This is a genomic window from Nonomuraea sp. NPDC050547 (assembly GCF_044457345.1).
Taxonomy (GTDB): Bacteria; Actinomycetota; Actinomycetes; order Streptosporangiales; family Streptosporangiaceae; genus Nonomuraea.
This window is the reverse complement of the sequence record NZ_JBITGW010000013.1, coordinates 299664-317166: the sequence shown is the minus strand read 5'-3', so window position 1 is coordinate 317166 and position 17503 is coordinate 299664. Positions and strand designations below refer to the sequence as shown.

The 17503-nt window shown below is 69.9% G+C and carries 17 protein-coding genes; 9 read left to right on the top strand and 8 right to left on the bottom strand.

What is annotated here, in order from left to right; genetic code table 11:
• The first annotated feature begins 234 nt into the window (after nt 1–234).
• Together ACIBHY_RS31575 and ACIBHY_RS31570 are read left to right on the top strand one after the other, a co-directional pair.
• Nucleotides 235–1602: a hypothetical protein gene (locus ACIBHY_RS31575; protein WP_397308598.1), complete on the top strand. Its 1368-nt coding sequence runs from the start codon at nt 235–237 to the stop codon at nt 1600–1602.
• The gene (locus ACIBHY_RS31570; RefSeq protein WP_397308597.1) at nt 1599–2516 is read left to right on the top strand and encodes a hypothetical protein; all 918 of its coding nucleotides are present in this window, start codon (nt 1599–1601) and stop codon (nt 2514–2516) included. Before ACIBHY_RS31575 ends, ACIBHY_RS31570 begins: the two co-directional genes overlap by 4 nt.
• Here ACIBHY_RS31570 and ACIBHY_RS31565 read toward each other — a convergent pair.
• Nucleotides 2509–5940 carry an NACHT domain-containing protein gene (locus ACIBHY_RS31565; RefSeq protein WP_397308596.1) on the bottom strand — a complete coding sequence of 1144 codons (3432 nt, stop codon included), beginning with the start codon at nt 5938–5940 and terminating at the stop codon, nt 2509–2511. The two genes, ACIBHY_RS31570 and ACIBHY_RS31565, sit on opposite strands and share 8 nt — an antisense overlap.
• A gap of 80 nt (nt 5941–6020) precedes the next feature.
• Entirely contained in the window at nt 6021–7004 is a 984-nt protein-coding gene (locus tag ACIBHY_RS31560; protein WP_397244016.1) for an NAD(P)-dependent alcohol dehydrogenase, read from the bottom strand.
• Between the two features lie 135 nt (nt 7005–7139).
• On the opposite strand from ACIBHY_RS31560, the gene ACIBHY_RS31555 reads away from it, so the two are divergent.
• Nucleotides 7140–7745 carry a DUF2306 domain-containing protein gene (locus ACIBHY_RS31555; RefSeq protein ID WP_397308595.1) on the top strand — a complete coding sequence of 202 codons (606 nt, stop codon included), beginning with the start codon at nt 7140–7142 and terminating at the stop codon, nt 7743–7745.
• Here ACIBHY_RS31555 and ACIBHY_RS31550 read toward each other — a convergent pair.
• Both ACIBHY_RS31550 and ACIBHY_RS31545 read right to left on the bottom strand, forming a co-directional pair.
• Nucleotides 7742–8392 carry a response regulator gene (locus tag ACIBHY_RS31550; protein ID WP_397244018.1) on the bottom strand — a complete coding sequence of 217 codons (651 nt, stop codon included), beginning with the start codon at nt 8390–8392 and terminating at the stop codon, nt 7742–7744. The genes ACIBHY_RS31555 and ACIBHY_RS31550 overlap by 4 nt on opposite strands.
• The gene (locus tag ACIBHY_RS31545) at nt 8389–9525 is read right to left on the bottom strand and encodes a sensor histidine kinase (protein WP_397308594.1); all 1137 of its coding nucleotides are present in this window, start codon (nt 9523–9525) and stop codon (nt 8389–8391) included. The genes ACIBHY_RS31550 and ACIBHY_RS31545 overlap by 4 nt, the downstream gene beginning before the upstream one ends.
• 155 nt (nt 9526–9680) lie before the next feature.
• Between ACIBHY_RS31545 and ACIBHY_RS31540 the strand changes: the two genes are divergently transcribed.
• The gene (locus ACIBHY_RS31540; RefSeq protein ID WP_397308593.1) at nt 9681–11150 is read left to right on the top strand and encodes an aldehyde dehydrogenase family protein; all 1470 of its coding nucleotides are present in this window, start codon (nt 9681–9683) and stop codon (nt 11148–11150) included.
• Nucleotides 11151–11180: 30 nt separating this feature from the next.
• Complete coding sequence (locus tag ACIBHY_RS31535; protein WP_397244021.1) at nt 11181–11741, top strand: TetR family transcriptional regulator; 561 nt, start codon at nt 11181–11183, stop codon at nt 11739–11741.
• On the opposite strand, the gene ACIBHY_RS31530 is transcribed toward ACIBHY_RS31535, so the two are convergent.
• Nucleotides 11742–12395 carry a TetR/AcrR family transcriptional regulator gene (locus ACIBHY_RS31530; RefSeq protein WP_397308592.1) on the bottom strand — a complete coding sequence of 218 codons (654 nt, stop codon included), beginning with the start codon at nt 12393–12395 and terminating at the stop codon, nt 11742–11744. It lies immediately after the preceding gene.
• A 75-nt stretch (nt 12396–12470) separates the two neighbouring features.
• Here ACIBHY_RS31530 and ACIBHY_RS31525 point away from each other — a divergent pair, with 75 nt between their 5' ends.
• A complete protein-coding gene (locus tag ACIBHY_RS31525) occupies nt 12471–13319 on the top strand; it encodes an arylamine N-acetyltransferase (RefSeq protein ID WP_397308591.1) in 849 nt (282 codons plus the stop codon).
• 215 nt (nt 13320–13534) lie between these two features.
• Here the strand turns inward: ACIBHY_RS31525 and ACIBHY_RS31520 are convergent, their stop codons facing one another.
• Nucleotides 13535–13951: a winged helix-turn-helix transcriptional regulator gene (locus ACIBHY_RS31520; RefSeq protein ID WP_397308590.1), complete on the bottom strand. Its 417-nt coding sequence runs from the start codon at nt 13949–13951 to the stop codon at nt 13535–13537.
• Between the two features lie 270 nt (nt 13952–14221).
• On the opposite strand from ACIBHY_RS31520, the gene ACIBHY_RS31515 reads away from it, so the two are divergent.
• Nucleotides 14222–14896: an SDR family NAD(P)-dependent oxidoreductase gene (locus tag ACIBHY_RS31515; protein ID WP_397308589.1), complete on the top strand. Its 675-nt coding sequence runs from the start codon at nt 14222–14224 to the stop codon at nt 14894–14896.
• Between the two features lie 6 nt (nt 14897–14902).
• Here ACIBHY_RS31515 and ACIBHY_RS31510 read toward each other — a convergent pair whose 3' ends face one another.
• Nucleotides 14903–15724 (bottom strand): hypothetical protein, encoded by an 822-nt coding sequence (locus ACIBHY_RS31510; RefSeq protein ID WP_397308588.1) that lies wholly within the window; start codon nt 15722–15724, stop codon nt 14903–14905.
• 119 nt (nt 15725–15843) lie between these two features.
• Between ACIBHY_RS31510 and ACIBHY_RS31505 the strand changes: the two genes are divergently transcribed.
• Nucleotides 15844–16167: a hypothetical protein gene (locus tag ACIBHY_RS31505; protein WP_397308587.1), complete on the top strand. Its 324-nt coding sequence runs from the start codon at nt 15844–15846 to the stop codon at nt 16165–16167.
• An 8-nt stretch (nt 16168–16175) separates the two neighbouring features.
• On the opposite strand, the gene ACIBHY_RS31500 is transcribed toward ACIBHY_RS31505, so the two are convergent.
• Entirely contained in the window at nt 16176–16745 is a 570-nt protein-coding gene (locus tag ACIBHY_RS31500; protein WP_397308586.1) for a DUF6506 family protein, read from the bottom strand.
• 115 nt (nt 16746–16860) lie between these two features.
• Here ACIBHY_RS31500 and ACIBHY_RS31495 point away from each other — a divergent pair, with 115 nt between their 5' ends.
• The gene (locus tag ACIBHY_RS31495; RefSeq protein ID WP_397308585.1) at nt 16861–17484 is read left to right on the top strand and encodes a TetR/AcrR family transcriptional regulator; all 624 of its coding nucleotides are present in this window, start codon (nt 16861–16863) and stop codon (nt 17482–17484) included.
• Nucleotides 17485–17503 lie beyond the last annotated feature (19 nt).

The following is a 17503-nucleotide window of genomic DNA, read 5'->3' as shown; positions in this document are numbered from 1 at the left end:
AACTCGGCGCTCCGGGCAGGACGCGGGCACCGGCGGCGACGCCCCTCGCGTGTGTCGCGCCGGGACTCCGGCACCGCGGCCAGGCTCCGCATCCGATGCGCACCATGACCGCCGGCGGACCGGCTGTCCTTTTGGACCTGCTGGGCGGCGGTCGCTCGTACGATGGCACCGAGCAGGCGGAAGGCAGGCCGGCGGCGATAGCCTGTCCAGAAGGCTCTGGTGGAGAGGAGCGGGGTGGGCGAGGGTGATGCGCGGCTGCGAGACACGCTTGCCTCGGCCGTAGGGGCGCTTCAGGGGCCACGGCATCTCAATGTCGTCGAGCTCGGGGCGACCGGAGTCACCACGTTCGACGTGCACCGCGACGAGTCCGGCACCCCGTGCGCGGCGACTGGGCTGATGCTGCCGTGGCACGAGCTGGGCACCCCGCTGGAGCAGCGGCGGATCGCCAGGGCCGCCGGCGGGGTCAGCGACGAAGCGGTGATCGTCGTGTGTTCCGCGCCGGGTCAGGAGTTACCGGAGCTGGCGGCGTCCTGGCTGGCCGATCTTCGGCCGGGTTCGGTGTCGACGCGGGTTTCCGGTCTGTCGGTCGCGGCGCTCCTGCGGGAGATCCTGACCGACGAGCCGCTCCAGCAACCGTACGGGCTGCTCGGCCTCACATCGGATCCGCTGAGCGGTAAGCTTCGGCCCGCTGCCGTGACCGTTTTCCCGGTGGGCGCGGCCCGTGGCGCGACGGCTGAGATCGTCGCGCAGGCGAGCGGAGAGGTGGTGTTCGCCGTCGTCTCCATGACCGAGAAGCACCCGCGCCCGGTCGCCATCCGAGTCGCGCAACTGCCGCCGGGACGGCAGGAGGTACGGCTGATGCTCGGTGGTCCGGGCAGCGTGGAGTTTTCCTCCCCTGCCTTGTTCGCAGAGGACGGCCGGGGCTGGGCCGAACTGGTCGTCGGGGCGTGGCCGCTGATCGGCGCCCAAGGCGGCCGGATCCACCTCGTGGTGGGGATCGAGCTGTCCGAGGACAGGAGTCTCGTGACCCGTCGTATCGACCTGGTGCGCCGCGTCATCCACGAGGCCGCGACGGGGATCACCGAGTGCCTGGTCTCGCTGGTGCCGTACGCGACGCATTCCTACGACTGGCAGGTTCCGGAGCGTCCCGTGCGGCCAGGATGCTGGCTGGCCCCGCCGGAACGCGCCCTCACCGCCCTGGAACGGCTCGAAACCCAACCGGTCTATCCCGACGGCTATCGGGACGCGGCCCAGGTGGAGGACATGCTGGCCGAGGTGGTGACACGACTGAGCGAGGGCAGCCCCGGCCGTACCGTGCTCCTGACCGCGGGCGACCGACCGCCACACCCGCCAGGCCGCCACGAGACGCTCCTCGCCTGCCCGAACCGCTATGACTGGAATCGCCAGACGACCTGGCTCGAACGGGCAGGAGTGGCCTTCGGTGCGATCACGGAAAGCGCTCATCCGATCTGGAGCGTGCTCGGCGCGTCCTCTCGGGCGCGAGCGGAGGAGGCCGGCGTCACCCGGCTGTGCAGCGATCTGGGGCTGGCCACATCCGGGCTCAACCGGATTCCGCTCCCGCTGATCGAGGCGGCTCCATGACGAATCACCGGATCTCGCTCTGGGGGGCGCCCGGCAGCGGTAAGACCACCTTCCTGGCGGCCCTGCCCATCGCGATGATGAGGAACAAGCGGGATTGGGCCCTCGTGGCGAAGGACGATGCCTCCGGCGTTCGGCTCGCGAGCCTGACCGCCCAGTTGGTGCGGGAGCGGGAGTTTCCCAAAATGACGAACCAGCTGGAGGTGCTGGACTACGTCTTGCTCGGGCCGCCGCGGGTGAGACGTCGCGGGTGGTTCTTCCGCCGCGCGACCGTCACCGAACCGGCTCACGTGGATCTGAGCATCTTCGACCTCCCGGGAGGCGCCTTCGGAAACTCGCCCACCAGCGATCTGATCGACGACCTCACCGCCAGCCACGGCCTGCTGTTCCTCTTCGATCCGATCCGTGAATTCCAGTCGGGCGACAGCTTCGACTACTTCTACGGCGTGCTGTCCCGGTTGGCCCAGCGCGTCATGGCGTCGGACGCTTCCTCCGCGCGGCTACCTCATCGTCTCGCCGTCTGCATCACCAAGTTCGACGACCCCCGGGTTCTGAACACCGCCGAGCGCCTCAACCTGATCGCAACGGACCCGGACGTCTCCCATCAAGGGCCGAGAGTGTCCTCCGACGCGGCCGAAGAACTCTTCAGGTCCTTGTGTACGGTCTCCGCCAGCGGCAACGCCGACATGCTCCTCAGAGGGATCAGGCAGTTCTTCCGCCCTGAGCAGGTCCGCTTCTTCGCGACCTCGGCGATCGGCTTCTACATCGATCAGCGACGTCAAGCTTATGACTCCGAAGACTTCCAGAACATCATCCCGATGAAGGAGGGACACCGCATCCGCGGCTCCGTCCAGCCCATCAACGTGCTGGAGCCGATTCTCTGGCTGGCCGATCAGCCCGCCGCCGACGTCAAGTGATCAGGACCGGATCCTCATCCACCCAGAAGGCAGCGAGTTCGCGAAATCCTGCCAGGTAGCCGGGCGCGATCGCGTCGAGCCCATCAGCCTGTGCCCGGCTCAGCTCGATGAACGGGGGCGCGTGCGCCACGAGATCCCGCTCCGCCATCGCCGCCCACACCGCGAGCCGAACGAGCCCGTGACCGGAATACTCCCAGTTCGGCACCAGCCGGCACAGGGCTTGGACCTGATCGAGGTCTTTCAGGTCCATGAGGTCGCGAAGAACCAGCAGGTGCGCCAGATCCCGCACGTCGAGGCTGTGGGGCGTCTCATGGAATCCCAGCAGGGTGCGGTAGTTGTGAACGTCGACCGATTCAGCGAGATCCGGGTGGGATGCCCAGTCGGGAGGCACATCGAACTGGCTCGTCCGGGTCGTCCGGATCGTGTCGAGGAAAGCTGGAACATTCGCCCAGGCAAGGCGCTCGAACGCGGGCCCGGCGTGCGCGACCACCAAGGTCTGAACCCGGTCGGAGTCGCTCCGCAACGCGTCCAGCAACAGCCGCGCGAAGCGGACGTTAAGCCGGGGCGGACTGGCCAGTATCCCCAGGTAGATCTGTGATCGGCTGACAGGGTCGATCCCTTGCCGACGGGTCAGTAACTCCATGGCGAGCGCGCCGGACAGGCCAATGGGAAAGTCCGGCCTTAACTCCAGGCCGACCGCGCCGAGAAACGGGAGCAAGGTCTGCAGCAGGGCGTGCTGGGTCTCGGACTCGAGCATCGCGGTCTCTCTGAATATCCGCGCGACCCGGGTTCCCGGGAGAATCAGGGGATCTGCCCGCACTGTGTCGTATCCCAAGAATTCAGATGCCCGGTAAGGCTCCGCATCGGGCCGCCACGCCACACTGTATGAGGAAATGTGGAGCTCTTGCGAATCTTCCGCCACCTGAATGGCCTCGAGAATGGCGTACCAGCTCTTCCGGGTGAGGTGGGCGTACCAGGAACGGGTGATGGAGAAGAAGTCCGGGATGGCGCTGACGGGGATCCGCGCCAGGCTCGGGTCGTGGCCCTCCAACGCCGTGGCCGTGTGAACGAGGAGAGTGCAGAGGTTGGCGCTGTAGACCGCGAACCTGGCAGGCAGGCCGAGCCTGATCGGCTCGTACGTCGGCGACACCAGCTCCGCCGCCCGGCTGTCCATGCACTCACGGAGGAGCCGGATGAGCAGCACTCGGAGCTCCACGAGCTCCTCCGGAGGCCGTGTGAGCAGGCGATCGGCGACGACCTCCGTGACGCGGGCCCGGTCGGCCAGGACGGCGAAACTCGCGATCGAGCGGAGCCGGGTGTCGTCGGGCGGCATGGGGAGCGGGTCGTCGGCGTTCTTCAGCACCCGCTGGACCATGCGCGCCAGCTCGTCGGCGATCCACCGTCCCACCAGGAACTCCCCGAACGAGGCGTGCAGGAACTCATACCGGCGGATCATGACGTGGCCTTCGACGGCCTGGCTCTGATGGACGAACAGCTTGAAGAAGAAGCGCCCGGCCACCTCCTGGGCGGTGGCACGGCGCCGGGCCTCGTCCGCGAACGGCAACATCTCCAGATCGCGGGCCAGGTCCTCCTCTGAGACGCTCTGCGAGCTGCGGTTGAACATCGAGAAGGCCACCATGGACATCACATACAGCTCGCGAGCGACGAGCACGCGACGGTCACGTTCGCTGAGGTGCCGGCCCCGCTTGTCGACCTCGCGTTCGGCGAACCTGCTGAACAGGCTCTCGTAGAGTTCGGTGCTGCCCATCCTGCCCCGGACTTCTCCGCCGTCGGCGCGGAACAACGCCAGCATGAACAGCAGCAGGGGCTGGCGGGCGACCACGCCGTGGGCCAGCGCCTCCTCGGTGCTCAGCGCGCGAGCCGGATTGCCGGCGTGCCAGCGTCGGAGCCACCGGCGCACCTGCTCGTCCGTGAACTCCTCCAGCCGGAGTACCACCGACTCCCGGGGGTAGCGGACCTGGTCGGCGACCGAGGAGCGGCTGGTGACGATCACAGCGGCGGGACGACCGCGTCGCGCTTCCCTGTCCTGGAAGTCCTTGACCTTCTCCAGGTAGTCGAAGTGCACGGTGGTGCTCGCCTGGAGCAGTTCGTCGAAGCCGTCCAGGAGCACCACCGGCTGCGCGGGCGCGCACGAGGCGGCCACCGTCGGCCACTCGTGCTCCACCTGGGTGAGCGTCCGCAGCGACTCCTCGATCTGGCGCTGGATGTCGGCGTCGGCCGGCACATTGCGCAGTTCCACCCGGATGACGAGGTAGTCGTCCGGCGGGAGCTGCGCGGCGAGCATCTGGGTGAGCAGTGATTTCCCCGTGCCCGGCTGGCCGAGGACCACCAGTGGAGCGCTGGTGGCGGCCGGGCTGATGAGGTGCTGGAGCAGGAAGGTTTCCAGGTCCTCGCCGGATTCCGCGCTCTGCCAGCCGCCTTCGCTGACCTGCTCGGGTTGCTCGGCCACTCGGCCGAGCCGGGTCAGCCGCCTGTAGGAGGGATTGATGTAGACGTCCATGCAGCTTGGCGGTCGTACCCCGTCGGGAACCGCGTCCGAATCGGCCAGCGGGCGGTCGACCTGTGCCTGATACTCGGTGGCGAGCGCCGAACGCAGCTCGTCGGGAGCGCGGCCCTGGGACATCCAGCGCACCATCCGGGCCAGCCCTGCCAGCATCGTCCCCGTGTCCGCGGCGTCTTGCCGGGCGGCTCTGAGCTCGTCCAGAAGCACTCGGACGCCTGCCTGATGAGCCCAGAAGGCCACTTCCGGATAGTCGCCGGCCAGTTGCCGCAGCATCTTCTCGTATCGGGTGGTCGCCAGCTTGGGCAGATCGGCCTTGAGGGCGGCCGTCCAGCGTCGGCGGGTGGTCTCGTCCGTGCTGTCCCAGGCGGCTGTGCCGGGAGCGAACCTCAGCAACCGCTCCGTCAGGGTCTCGTAGTAGGCGACGAGCGGAGTACCGACCCACCGGTCGTACATGTCGGGCAGGGTGCCGGGGGTGTTGAGCACTTCCACCAGGTCGGCGAGCCGTCCGCGCCGCACGGAGCGGCCCACCGCCAGCCCGGCCTGCTCGGCCCGCGTCAGGTCGAGTGTCGTGGAGTTCAGCGCGGTGCGATGCTCCTCGTTGAGATCGTCCAGCGCGCCGAAGAACGCGGCCACGATGACCACAGCATGGGCGGCCTCCAGTAACTCGCTGCGTTCGAACCGGGTCAGACCGGAGACACGCTCGCGAACGACCGAGACCGCGTCCTGGGCGAGGCGTTCCGCCTCCCCCTTGAGGTCGAACAGGCTCAGCGCCACCTCGCTGCCCCCCGCCGAGGCGACCGTCAGCCCGGAACCGGCGAGTTGTCCCAGCGCCCGGACCACAGCGCTCTCCTTGCCCAGGACCCGCACCGCGTCCTCATAGCTCAGCGTTCTGCGCCGCATGCGAGCAACTTACGCGAATGGCCGCCCTAGCATCGGCGAACAGCTATCGAGGGCGGGCGTATGGCCGGTCAAGAAGGTCATCAATCCCCGAACGTGATGACGACCTTGCCCGCTGAACGGCCCTGTTCCTGGTAGCGGATCGCGTCCGGGATCTGCTCGAACGGGTAACTGCGATCGATCACCGGAGAGATCTGGCCGGATTCGAGCAGGGTGGCCAGCGTGGTCAGGTTGCGGTGGTTGTCGGTGCAGCGGACCACGTCGGCCATCGCGACCCGCTGGGAGACGAACGGCCCGGCGAGCATCGTGGTGAGCATCCGGCCCGCTGGGCTGAGCCAGCGGCCGCCCGGGCCCCCGACCAGCACGTGCGCGCCCTTGGGGGTCAGGGCGCGGCGGCAGGCGGCGGTGGAGGGACCGCCGGCGATGTCCAGCAGGAGGTCGTAGCGCTGGCGGCGCTGGGTGAAGTCCTCACGAGTACGGTCGATGACCTCCTCGGCGCCGAGCGAGGCGACCAGGGCGAGGTTGCGAGGACCGCAGACGGCCGTGACCTTCGCGCCGAGCGCCCTGGCGATCTGGACAGCGAAGGTGCCGACGCCGCCGGAGGCTCCGTTGACGAGGACGTTCTGGCCGGGGTAGCAGCCGCGCAGGGCGATCAGGGCGGTGTTGGCCGCCATGGGGACCGCGGCGGCCTGGGAGAAGGAGAGGTTACGGGGTTTGGGGACCAGCTCGCCGGCGGGCACGCGGGTGTACTCGCCGAAGCCGCCCTGCTTGGGCATGGCGTAGACCTCGTCGCCCGGCCGGAAGGCGGTGACGCCCTCGCCGACCGACTCGACCGTGCCGGCGACGTCGGCGCCGAGGATGGAGATCTTCGGGCGGCGCAGGCCGGGGCCGCCGCCCATCAGGCGGGCGATGTACGGCTGGCCGCGCATCAGGTGCCAGTCGTAGGGCTGGACCGAGGTGGCGTGCACCTTGACCAGGACTTCGCCGGCGGCGGGTTCGGGCTTCTGGACCCGGGTGAGACGCAGCGCGTCGGCTGAGCCGTACGAGCTCAGGAGGAATGCTCTCATCACACTCGTCAGGGTAGGAACGGCGCCCGCGCCGCTCATCAGCCGAAAGTACGCCTGATTGGCGGCCGATAGGACGTCTCCGGGGGAGCCTGAGGAGCGATGCCGGGCGCGGCCCGGCTCGCCACGATCGAAGGCATGAGGAGTCGTACCATCCCGGCCGCGCTGCTGGCGCTCAGTGCCGTTCCGATCGTCGCGGGCGCGATCCGCATGACCGAGTTGTCCGTGGGGGCGGCGATCACGCCGGACAACGCGCGCTTCTTCGCCGCGCCGCTTCCGGTGAGCCTGCACATCGCGGGCGCGACCGTCTATACCGTCGTCGGCGCCTTCCAGTTCGCGCCCGGTCTGCGGCGCGACCGTCCCGGCTGGCATCGCGCCGCCGGGCGGATACTGGTGCCCGCGGGGCTGGTGGCGGCGCTCGCCGGAATGTGGATGACGCTGTTCAGCCCGCTGCCGGAGACCGACGGCACGCTGCTGGGCGTCTTTCGCGTGATCTTCGGTACGGCCATGGCCGCCTCGCTGGCCCTCGGCCTGCTCGCGATCCTGCGCCGTGACATCGCCGCCCACCGGGCCTGGATGATGCGCGCCTACGCGATCGCCCTGGGCGCGGGCACGCAGGCGTTCACGCTGCTGCCGTGGTTTCTGGTCGCCGGCACGCCTGGTCAGCTTCCCAAGGCGTTGCTGATGGCCGCGGGCTGGCTGATCAATCTGGCGGTCGCCGAGTGGATCATCCGCAGGCCCTAGACGCGGTTCGTCTCGTAGGCCCACATGGCGATCTCGACGCGGTTGCGGGCGCCGAGCTTGGCCATGAGGCTGGCGATGTGCGACTTGACCGTGCTGAGCGAAATGTGCAGCTCGTCGGCGATCTCGCCGTTGGTGCGTCCGCGCGCCACGGTCAGCAAGATCTGCTCCTCCCGCTCCGTCAGCGTCTCGATCGGCCGTACGGGCGGAGAGGCCGGCCCGGTGCGCGAGAAGACACCGAGCAGCCGCGCGGTGACGCTCGGCGCGATGAGCGCGTCGCCGCAGGCGGCGGCGTGGACGGCCTGCGAGAGCAGGGCCGCGCCCGCGTTCTTGAGCAGGAAGCCCTTGGCACCGGCGCGCAACGCGGCGTAGACGTACTCGTCGAGGTCGAAGGTGGTGATGACGACCACGGCCAGCGGGTCGGCGACGTCGGGACCGGCCAGGGAGCGGGTGGCCTGGATGCCGTCGAGGCCGGGCATGCGGATGTCGAACAGGCAGACGTCGGGACGCAGGCGGCGGGCCAGCTCGACCGCGCGCCTGCCGTCGCCCGCCTGGCCGATGACCTCGATGCCGGGCTGGGCGTCGAGGATCATGGTGAGGCCGGTGAGGACGATCTCCTGGTCGTCGGCGACGAGCACTCGCACGCTCACGACCGCCTCCCCGCCCTGGGGAGGACGACGGTGACCGTCCAGCCGTGCTCGGGGCCGGGTCCGGCCTGGCAGGTGCCGCCGAGCAGCTCAGCACGTTCGATCATGCCGATGATGCCGTAGCCGGAGCCGGGCCTGGGGGCGGCCGGGGGTGAGCCGTCGTCGGTCACGCTCAGCCGTACACACTCCTCCTCCGCGCTGACGCTCACCTCGATCAGGCCGACGTGGCGCGCGTGCCGCCTGGCGTTGGTGACCGACTCCTGCGCCAGCCGGTAGAGCGCCGCCCCGACCGACGCCGGCAGCTCGCCGAGGTCGCCGGGGAGATTCACCTTCACAGCCGGTACGGCGGAGCCCCGCGTGGCCAGTTCCGCGAGATCGGCGACCCCGCGTCCGGGCGCCAGTTCGGGCGGCTGGTTCTGGCGCAGCACGCGGACCATGCTGTTCATCTCGGCCAGCGCCCGAGCCGCCTCCTCCTCGATCACCTTCAGCGCGTCGGTCGCCGCGTCGGGCCGCGACGCGGAGGTGGCCAACCCGGCCTGCGCGCGGATCGCCATGGCCGAGACGTGATGGGCCACGGTGTCGTGCAGGTCGCGGGCGAGCTGGGCGCGTTCGAGCAGCTTGACCTGGTCCAGCTCACGCGAGCGGGCTCTGGCCCGGTAGCGCAGGGCGATGCCGAGCGTCGTGGCCGCCGACATCACGGCGAACGAGCCGACCACGTCGGAAGGCTCCATGCGGCCGAAGGCGGTCGAAAGCCCGACCACCGTGATCATGGCGGCCAGTCCGATCGCGATCTCGCGTCCCGATCCCCAGCGGGCCAGCGCGTAGACGAGGATCAGCAGGTAGGCCAGGGAGTAGGCCTCCGAGGGCGCGCCACCGGTCAGCAGCGGCGCGAGTGCCGTGGCGGCGAAGACGATCAGGAGCATCCGCAGCGGATGCGTCCGCCGCCACAGCAGCGTGGGCAGCAGGACGAGGGTGAGTGACACGGCGACGACCCGGTGGGGCAGGTCGGGGCGGAGGAAGCCTTCGAGCAGCGCGACCGGCACGAGCGCGCCCACGAGCACCCAGTCACGCGGCACTCGCGCGGGCGGATCGGGGGGACGCGGTTCATTCCACAGGGAACGAATGACGGCGTGCACGGCCTCATGGTACGACTCGCCCGCTCAGCTGAGATCCCCGTACCGCTTCACACCCCATCGCTACACGGTCGACGGTCGGATTGACTAACCGGATGGTTAGTTCTAGGTTCTCTTGCGGCAGCCAACTTGGATAACCAGTTAGTTAGGACCGTGTGATGGCCGACCGTTTGTTCATCGACAACCAGTGGGTACCGACTCAGGAGGTGATGCCCGTCGTCAACCCCGCCACCGGGCAGCCCTTCGGCACCGCCCCCTCGGCCTCACGAGGCGACGCCGCACGGGCGGTGGCCGCCGCTCGCCGGGCCTTCGACCATGGCCCGTGGCCGCACACCGCTCCCCGCCACCGCGCGGATCTGCTTCGCCGCCTGGGCCAGGCCCTGCACGAGCGCCGGGAGGAGTTCGCCGACCTGGTCGTGCGCGAGAGCGGCTTCCCCCGGCCGCTGGCCGAGGCCGTCCACGTGCGGAGCGCGATCGACTTCCTGTACGACGTGGCCGACCGGCTGTTGCCCTCGATGACCTTCACCACGCCGCTCAACCCGCACGCGGCCCCGTCGATGACCGGGCGGCCGCAGACCACCCAGGGCGTGGTGGCCAGGGAAGCGGCCGGGGTGGCGGCGCTGCTCACGCCGTTCAACGCCGCGGTCCCGCTGACCGTGCACAAGCTCGCCTCGGCGCTGGCCGCCGGATGCACCACGGTGATCAAGCCGTCCCCGCACACGAGCCTGCAGGTCCTGTTGCTCGCCGAACTCGTCGAGGAGGCCGGGTTCCCGCCCGGCGTGGTCAACATCATTTCCGGTGACGTGGCCGCGGGAGTGGAGCTGACCAGCAGCCCCGGCGTCGACGTCGTCAGCTTCACCGGCTCCGACACAGTCGGCCGTACCATCGCGGCGCAGGCGTCGGCCACTTTCAAGAAGGTGGTCCTGGAACTCGGCGGCAAGTCCGCCAACATCGTCTTCGCCGACGCCGACCTGGACAGGGCGGCGCTGGAGGTCGTGGGCAACACCGTCACCAACGCGGGACAGGGCTGCCTGCTGCTGACGCGGACCCTGGTGGACGCACGCGTGCACGACGAACTGGTCGCCAAGGTGATCCCGATGCTGGCCGCCGTCACCATCGGCGACCCGGCGGACCCGGCGACGGTCATGGGCCCTCTCATCAGCGCCGCCGAGCGCGACCGCGTCGAGGCGATGATCCGCCAAGGCCAGGCCGAAGGCGCCGTCCTCGCCTACGGCGGCAACCGCCCGCCCGGCCTTGCCCAGGGCTTCTACCTGGAGCCCACCCTGTTCACCGGGGTCGAGAACTCCATGACCATCGCCCAGCGGGAGTTCTTCGGCCCCGTCAACGTGGTCATCCCCTTCTCCGGCGACGACGAGGCCGTACAGATCGCCAACGACAGCGACTACGGCCTCAACGCCGGCATCTTCACCCGCGACTTCGCTCGCGCCCACGCCGTCGCCCGCCGGATCCGCAGCGGCACCGTCAACATCAACGCCTCCTGGGGGATCAACCCCGACGCGCCCTTCGGCGGGTTCAAGCACAGCGGCCTCGGCCGCGAAGGCGGCGCCTACGGCATTGCCGAGTTCCTGGAGCACAAGTACATCTCCTGGCCGGTCGGCGCCATCTAACCGGTTAGTCACTCTGTCACAATGGACGCCATGTCCCGCGCCGAGGCCACCAAAAGCCGCATCCTCCAGGCCGCCACCGCGGAGTTCGCCGCCTACGGATTCGCCGGCGCCCGGGTGGACCGTATCGCCAAGGCGGCTTCGGTGAACAAGAACCTCATCTACGTCTACTTCACGAACAAGGACACCCTGTTCGAGACGGTCTTCGACGCCGAGGTCGCCAAGGGCCTGGACGCGGTTCCGTTCACGGTCGATGACCTGCCCGGGTACGCCAGGCGTGTCCACGAGCACTGTCATCGGCACCCCTCGGTCATCCGGCTGGTCGCCTGGCACCGGCTGGAACGCGCGGACCGGCCCGATCCCACCGCGATCTCGCCCTCTCACGCCGCCAAGCTGGGCGCGATCGAAACCGCCCAGCGCGAAGGACGCCTCAGCGACACCTTCAAACCAGACATCCTCCTGGCGCTCATCGTCGCCCTGGCCACCTCCGACGGCCCCGTCGGCGCCGCCGCTCTCCCCCACCGGCCCGGCCACGCCGACGAGATCGGCGGGGCGATCGCCGAGGCGGTGCGCAACCTTACCGCCGGCCGCTGATCACACTGAGTCGCCGCCGAGGTCGGCCAGGCCGACCTCGCCGTCGGGCAGCCGCTGGACGTCCGGGTGGGCGCGCAGGCCGTCGAGCATGAGCGCCAGGTAGCGGTCCACGCCGCGCTGGGTGAGCTCGGTGCGCAGGCCGGGCATGGGCCGCAGCAGCAGGGCCGTCATCATCGCCAGGTCTCCGGCGTCCACGTCGCGGCGCAGGTCGCCGTCGGCCTGGGCGCGCTGGACGAGCCGGTCGAGGATCTTCAGCAGGATCTGGCGCAGCCGCCGTTGTTCGGGGTCGGCGTGGACCTGCTCCCAGGTGCTGGCGAACCAGATCGACAGCCAGGTGGCCAGCCGCAGTTCGGCGGCGGCTCGGTGGATGAAGCGCGAGAGCGCCCGCCAGGCGTCCGGCTCCTCGTCCTCGGCGTCGCGCGCGATGGCGACCACGCGGTGGAAGCCGTCCAGCGCGACCCCGCGCACCAGTGCCTCGCGATCGGGAAAGTGGCGGTAGAGAGTGGCGGTCCCGACGCCGGCGCGGCGGGCCATCTCATCCATCGGCGCCTCGGCGCCTCGCTCGGCGATGAGTACGCGGGCCGCCTCGATGATCCGTTCCTGGTTGAGCCTGGCATCGGCTCGGAGCTTGCGGCCGGGGCTCTCGTCGGTCACTCCGCCAGTATACGGATGAATTCCCATCACTTATGCTAGATAAGTGGGTGATCTTCTCTTACTTAGGAGGCGGGTATGGCCGCAGAGATGACCATGGGCCCGATGCTCCACAGGATCGGGCACCACGGGTCCGTGGCCGCCGACCTGGAGACGCTTTTCGCCCTGCATCGGGCCTGGCGGCAGGCCGTGCCGTACGAGAACCTCGACATCCAGCTCGGCAGGCCGATCAGCCTCGAACCGGACGCGCTGTTCGACAAGCTCGTACGGCGGCGCCGCGGCGGCTACTGCTTCGAGCAGAACGGCGGCCTGGCCATGCTGCTGCGCCTGGCCGGCTTCCCGGTGACGATGGTGGAGGCGGGCGTCATGCGCGCGTCACGCGGCGAGGAGATGTGGGGCAACCACAACGCGCTGCTCGTCGACCTCGACGGCTGTCGCTGGCTGGCCGACGCGGGCATCGGGGACGGATTCGTCGAGCCGCTGCCCCTGCGCGAGGGATCGCACGCCCAGGGGGACCTGACCTACCGGCTGGAGCGGCTCGACCCGGACACCTGGCGTTTCCATCACCACCCCGGCGGGACGATCGCCTCCTACGACTTCCGGCTGCGACCGTGCGACATCGCGGACTTCGCCGCCCGCTCCCGGGAACTGTCCACCTCCGCCGGCTCGGCGTACGTCACCACGCTCATGGCCGCCCGGCCAAGCTCCGGCCACACGCTGGTACTGCTGTCGCGTACGGTGCGCCGGCTGGGCGCCGACGACAAGGCACCCCGGACCATCGGCGACGCGGACGAGTTCGCCAGAACGCTGTCCGCGGACTTCCTCGTCCCGCTCGACGACCTCGGCCAGAACGGCATCGCACAGCTCTGGCACAAGACAGGCGCCCAGGACGACCTGTGGCGCGCACGCGTCAGCAACACCCCCTAGATTCAACCCGAACGCCGGCGCGTGGTGGGGCGACGTCGAACGCCTGACCGGCGGCACGGTACGCGCGGACGGCCTCCACGCCTGGTTCCCGGTGACGGCACCCTGCTGTGGGGCGGGACGTACTCGACCCTGATTCCGCCGACGTCATTCCCACGTGACGCTTCAGCCTCATGGCCGGCAGCTGGCTCGGCGCGGCGGGTATGCGGCGGCGCCCGCTACGGCGCCGACCCCCGACCTGTGGCCGCGGCGCGGTCGCGGTGGGCGCGGATCTCGTCGTGGTGGTCGGAGGCCCAGCCGATCAGCTGTTTGACGATGTCGAGCAGGCCGCGGCTGAGCGGGGTGAGGGTGTACTCGACACGCGGCGGAACCTCCGCGTAGGCCGTGCGGGTGATCAGCCCGTCCTGCTGGAGCTGGCGCAGGGTGTGACTGAGCATGCGCTGGGAGATGCCGGGGACGTCGCGCTGCAGGTCGGTGTAGCGCAGGGCGCCGTCCTCAAGGATCGAGATGATCAGCATGCTCCACTTGTCGCCGACCCGGTCCAGGATCTGGCGGACGAAGGCCATCTGGTCGGCCGGGATCGCCGCGCAGGGCCCTCGGCTCGCGGCGGTCGCCGATCCCTCCGCGTGCTCCATGACGCACATTCCCCTCCGTGACGCACAGTGATGTGCCTTTTGTAAGCCTCTCCATGCTGTCCTATCTTGACGTTACGCACAAATAGTAGGAATCAGAGGGAATCCACCGGTCCTTCCCGCTCGGCAGCGCCTTCCCTCTTCACCGTCCGTGACGCTCCGCACCTTCGGTACGGAAGAACCGGGCGGCATGGGAGGCGATCTTCCGCGCCTGCTGAAGCCGTCTTCGCTGGAGCACCTCCTGACCCGTACCCAAGAGAAAGTGAACTGATCATGCCTACTCTCGCCATCGTCGGCGCCGGCCCCGGCATGGGCCTCGCCATCGCCCGCACCTTCGGCTCTCAGGGCTACGACGTCGCTCTCATCGCCCGCAACCGAGCCAAGCTCGACGACCTCGTCGGCCGGCTCACCGCGGAGGGCGTCACCGCCGCCGCGTTCCCGGCCGACGTGCTCGACCACGACGCGCTGACCCAGGCCCTCAAGGACGCCGCCACCCGCTTCGGCGGCATCGACGTCCTGGAGCACTCCCCGGCCCCGAGCATCGGCTCCCTGGCCCTCGCCTCCCCGTCCCAGACCAACCCGTCCGACGTGCAGGGGCTGATCGACCTGCTCCTCTACAGCGCCATCACCGCCACCCGGGCCGTCCTCCCCGCGATGCGTGAGGCCGGCGCGGGCACCCTGCTCTACACCAACGGAGGCGGCTCGGTCGACCCCCACCCGATACTCGGCAACGTCAACGCCGCCCAGGCAGCGCTGCGCAACTGGGTACTCAACCTGCGCAAGGAACTGGCCGGCACCGGCATCCAGGCCGCGCACGTCGCCATCGGCGTGTGGATCGGCGCGGGCGGCCCTCCCGGCGCCCCGACCGCGCAGGCCGAGGAGATCGCCCCTCTCTACTGGGACCTGCACACCCAACGCGACGAAGCGGAACGCGTCTTCACCGCCTGACGGCGGTCAGCCGAGATTCAGCAGGCCCTGATCCACCACGGCTCTGCCCAAGGGGCGGGAGATCTCCGCCAGCCGTTCGCAGCCGTCCTCGCCCAGCGCGGCGTAGGCGGGCAGTGCGAGTTCGTCCGTGCGGTCCTCGATGTGCTTGCGCAGAGTCTTGCCCTGCTCGCTGAGCTCCTCGCCCTCGACCAGGCCGCGCTCACGCAGTCGCTGCTCGGCCGCCGTCCACTCCTGCTCCGGCCAGGCCCGGCTGACCTTGAGGAACACCGGCGGGACCGTGCCGCTGGCGGCATGCAGGACCAGCGCCTCCAGGGGGCCGATGCCCTCGGTGAGCAGGGTCGCCACGTGGCCGTCGCCGCGGAACTCGCGCAGCAACGTCTGGGCGTGCCACAGCTGCTCGATCGGCTCGTCCGGCCAGGGCAGCGTGGCGTGCGCGGCGAACAGCGGGCGGCCGTGCGGATGCTCGCACGCCGCCTCGGCCGCCCTTCTGGCCAGGGTGAGCGTTTCCGGCATGGTCGGCTGCTCGTGGATCCCGGCTCTGCGCAGGGCCGCGGCCGCGGCTTCGCGGCGGGCGCCGAGGATCTTGTCGGGGGTGGTGACGTCCCATGCCGCCGGTACGGCCCGCCGTACGAGATCGGGGTTGAAGTTGTAGAAGGTGGCGATGACCAGTTCCGCGGACGCCCGCCCGAACGGCGCCGAGCGGGAGGCGAAGTAGCCCGCCCGGTCCTTCAGACCCAGCGCGGCATAGCGGTCATGGGCCTCGGGGACGAAGTAGATCATGCCGTGCACCGGTTCGAGGCGGCGCCAGGCGACACGTGCTGCCTTCATGTCCGACCCCCTTTCTAGAATGACATTCTGGTAGGTCGGCGTCCGCGAGGCAAGCGGCACGTTCGACGCCGGGCCAGTCCAGCGGCCCCGCGCAGGTCACCACGTCCACCGGCGACATCGTGCGCTGGCCGGTGGACCAGGCGACCGGCCTGCTCACCGGCACCGCGGGCGCCCGCCTGCGGACCCGGATCCCGGGCCTGCAGGGCGGCACCTCCCACGACGGCCGGTACGTGCTGGCCGGACCGTGCCCGGAGTGGGTCGGCGGCATGTACGACATCCCCAGCTGCGTCTACACCGCCGGGACCGGCGAGCCCACCAAGCTGTGGACCCGCGGCGGAACCAACCTGGAGAACCTCGCCTGCCAACCGGCCTCCGACCGCCTGTGGATGCTGAACGAGGCGCCCCGCAAGCGGGTCGTCTACCACCACCCCTGGCCGCGCTGACCCCGTTCTCAGAACGCGCTCATGCCCACGGGAACCCCGGCCTCGACGGCCGCTCGGATGACCGGCTCGGCGTCGTCCGGACGGCGCCCGCCGTACACCTCGATGAGCTGCAGCTCACCGGCCATCGCGGCGGCCGCCGCCGCGGCGCCGGCGAGGTCGGGGACCCCCAGCAATGTCGTACGCCCGCCCTCGTCCCGATGCCGCACCACGCGGTCGGACCCGGGGTCGGCACCCGGGTGCACGATGAGGAACGCCTCCGCCAGGACCTCGCCCGCCTCGAACCGCGCCTTGTAGTCGGCGACGGAGGCCAGCGACTCGAACCCGTAGTAGATCGCCCCGACCGGGACGCTCTCCCCCAGGACCCGGCGCGCCTCGGCATGCCCCACGGCCCCGAACCCGCCGCACAACTCGAACCGGTCCACACCCTCGGCGGCCAGCCGCTTCACCAGTCCGGCCAGTTGCCCGGGTTCCGGGACTGCCCGGACCCGGGTCCTGCCGTGCTCGTTCTCGATCACCAGGACGTCGGCCAGTGGGTCGGCGCCCACCTCTTCATAAATGATCACTCTGTCTTCGCTCATGAGCTCAGTCTGCAACCTCAACCAATATTGAGGTCAATCATCGGCGGCCTCATCGCCCTCCGGCGTCTCGGTGTCGTACGTTGAGCGTCACCCAGGACAGGAACGGAGGCGGGCGGTGACATCAGACGGGCCCGTGATGGCCGAGTTGGAGGCTTTCGTCGGCAGCGGGCGCAAGCACGGGGCGCGCAAGCGGGTCATCCTGCTGCAGGCCGCCCGCCTGTTCGTCGAGCGCGGATACGACCTCACCGGGATCGACGACATCGGCGCGGCGGCCGGCGTCAGCGGGCCCGCGGTCTACCGGCATTTCGCGGGCAAGCAGGCCATTCTCATCGCGTTGATCGAGTTGTCGCTGGAACGGCTGGGAGAGGGCGGGCGGGCCGTACTGACCGCGCGGGAGCAGTCTCCCGAGGAGCGACTGGTCGCGCTCATCGAGTGGTTCGCGGCATTCGCCCTGGAGAACCAGGAGCTGATGCTGATCCTTCAGGGTGAGCTGCCGAGGCTCCCCGAAGAGGACCGCCGACGTCTCATCCGTGAGATGCGCGTGGTGCGCGAGGAGTGGGTCTCCCTCCTTCTCCAGGTACGGCCGGACCTGTCCGCATTGGGCGCCCAGATCGCGGTCATATCCGCCATGGGCATGGTCACGCCGGTGATCGCCGCCCGTCTCGGTGGCGACGTCGCGGTTGTCCGTGACCACCTGAGAGCGCAGATGCTCGCGGCGATGCGGGCGCCCGCCCCCTGACCTTCCGCCAAAAAGTTAA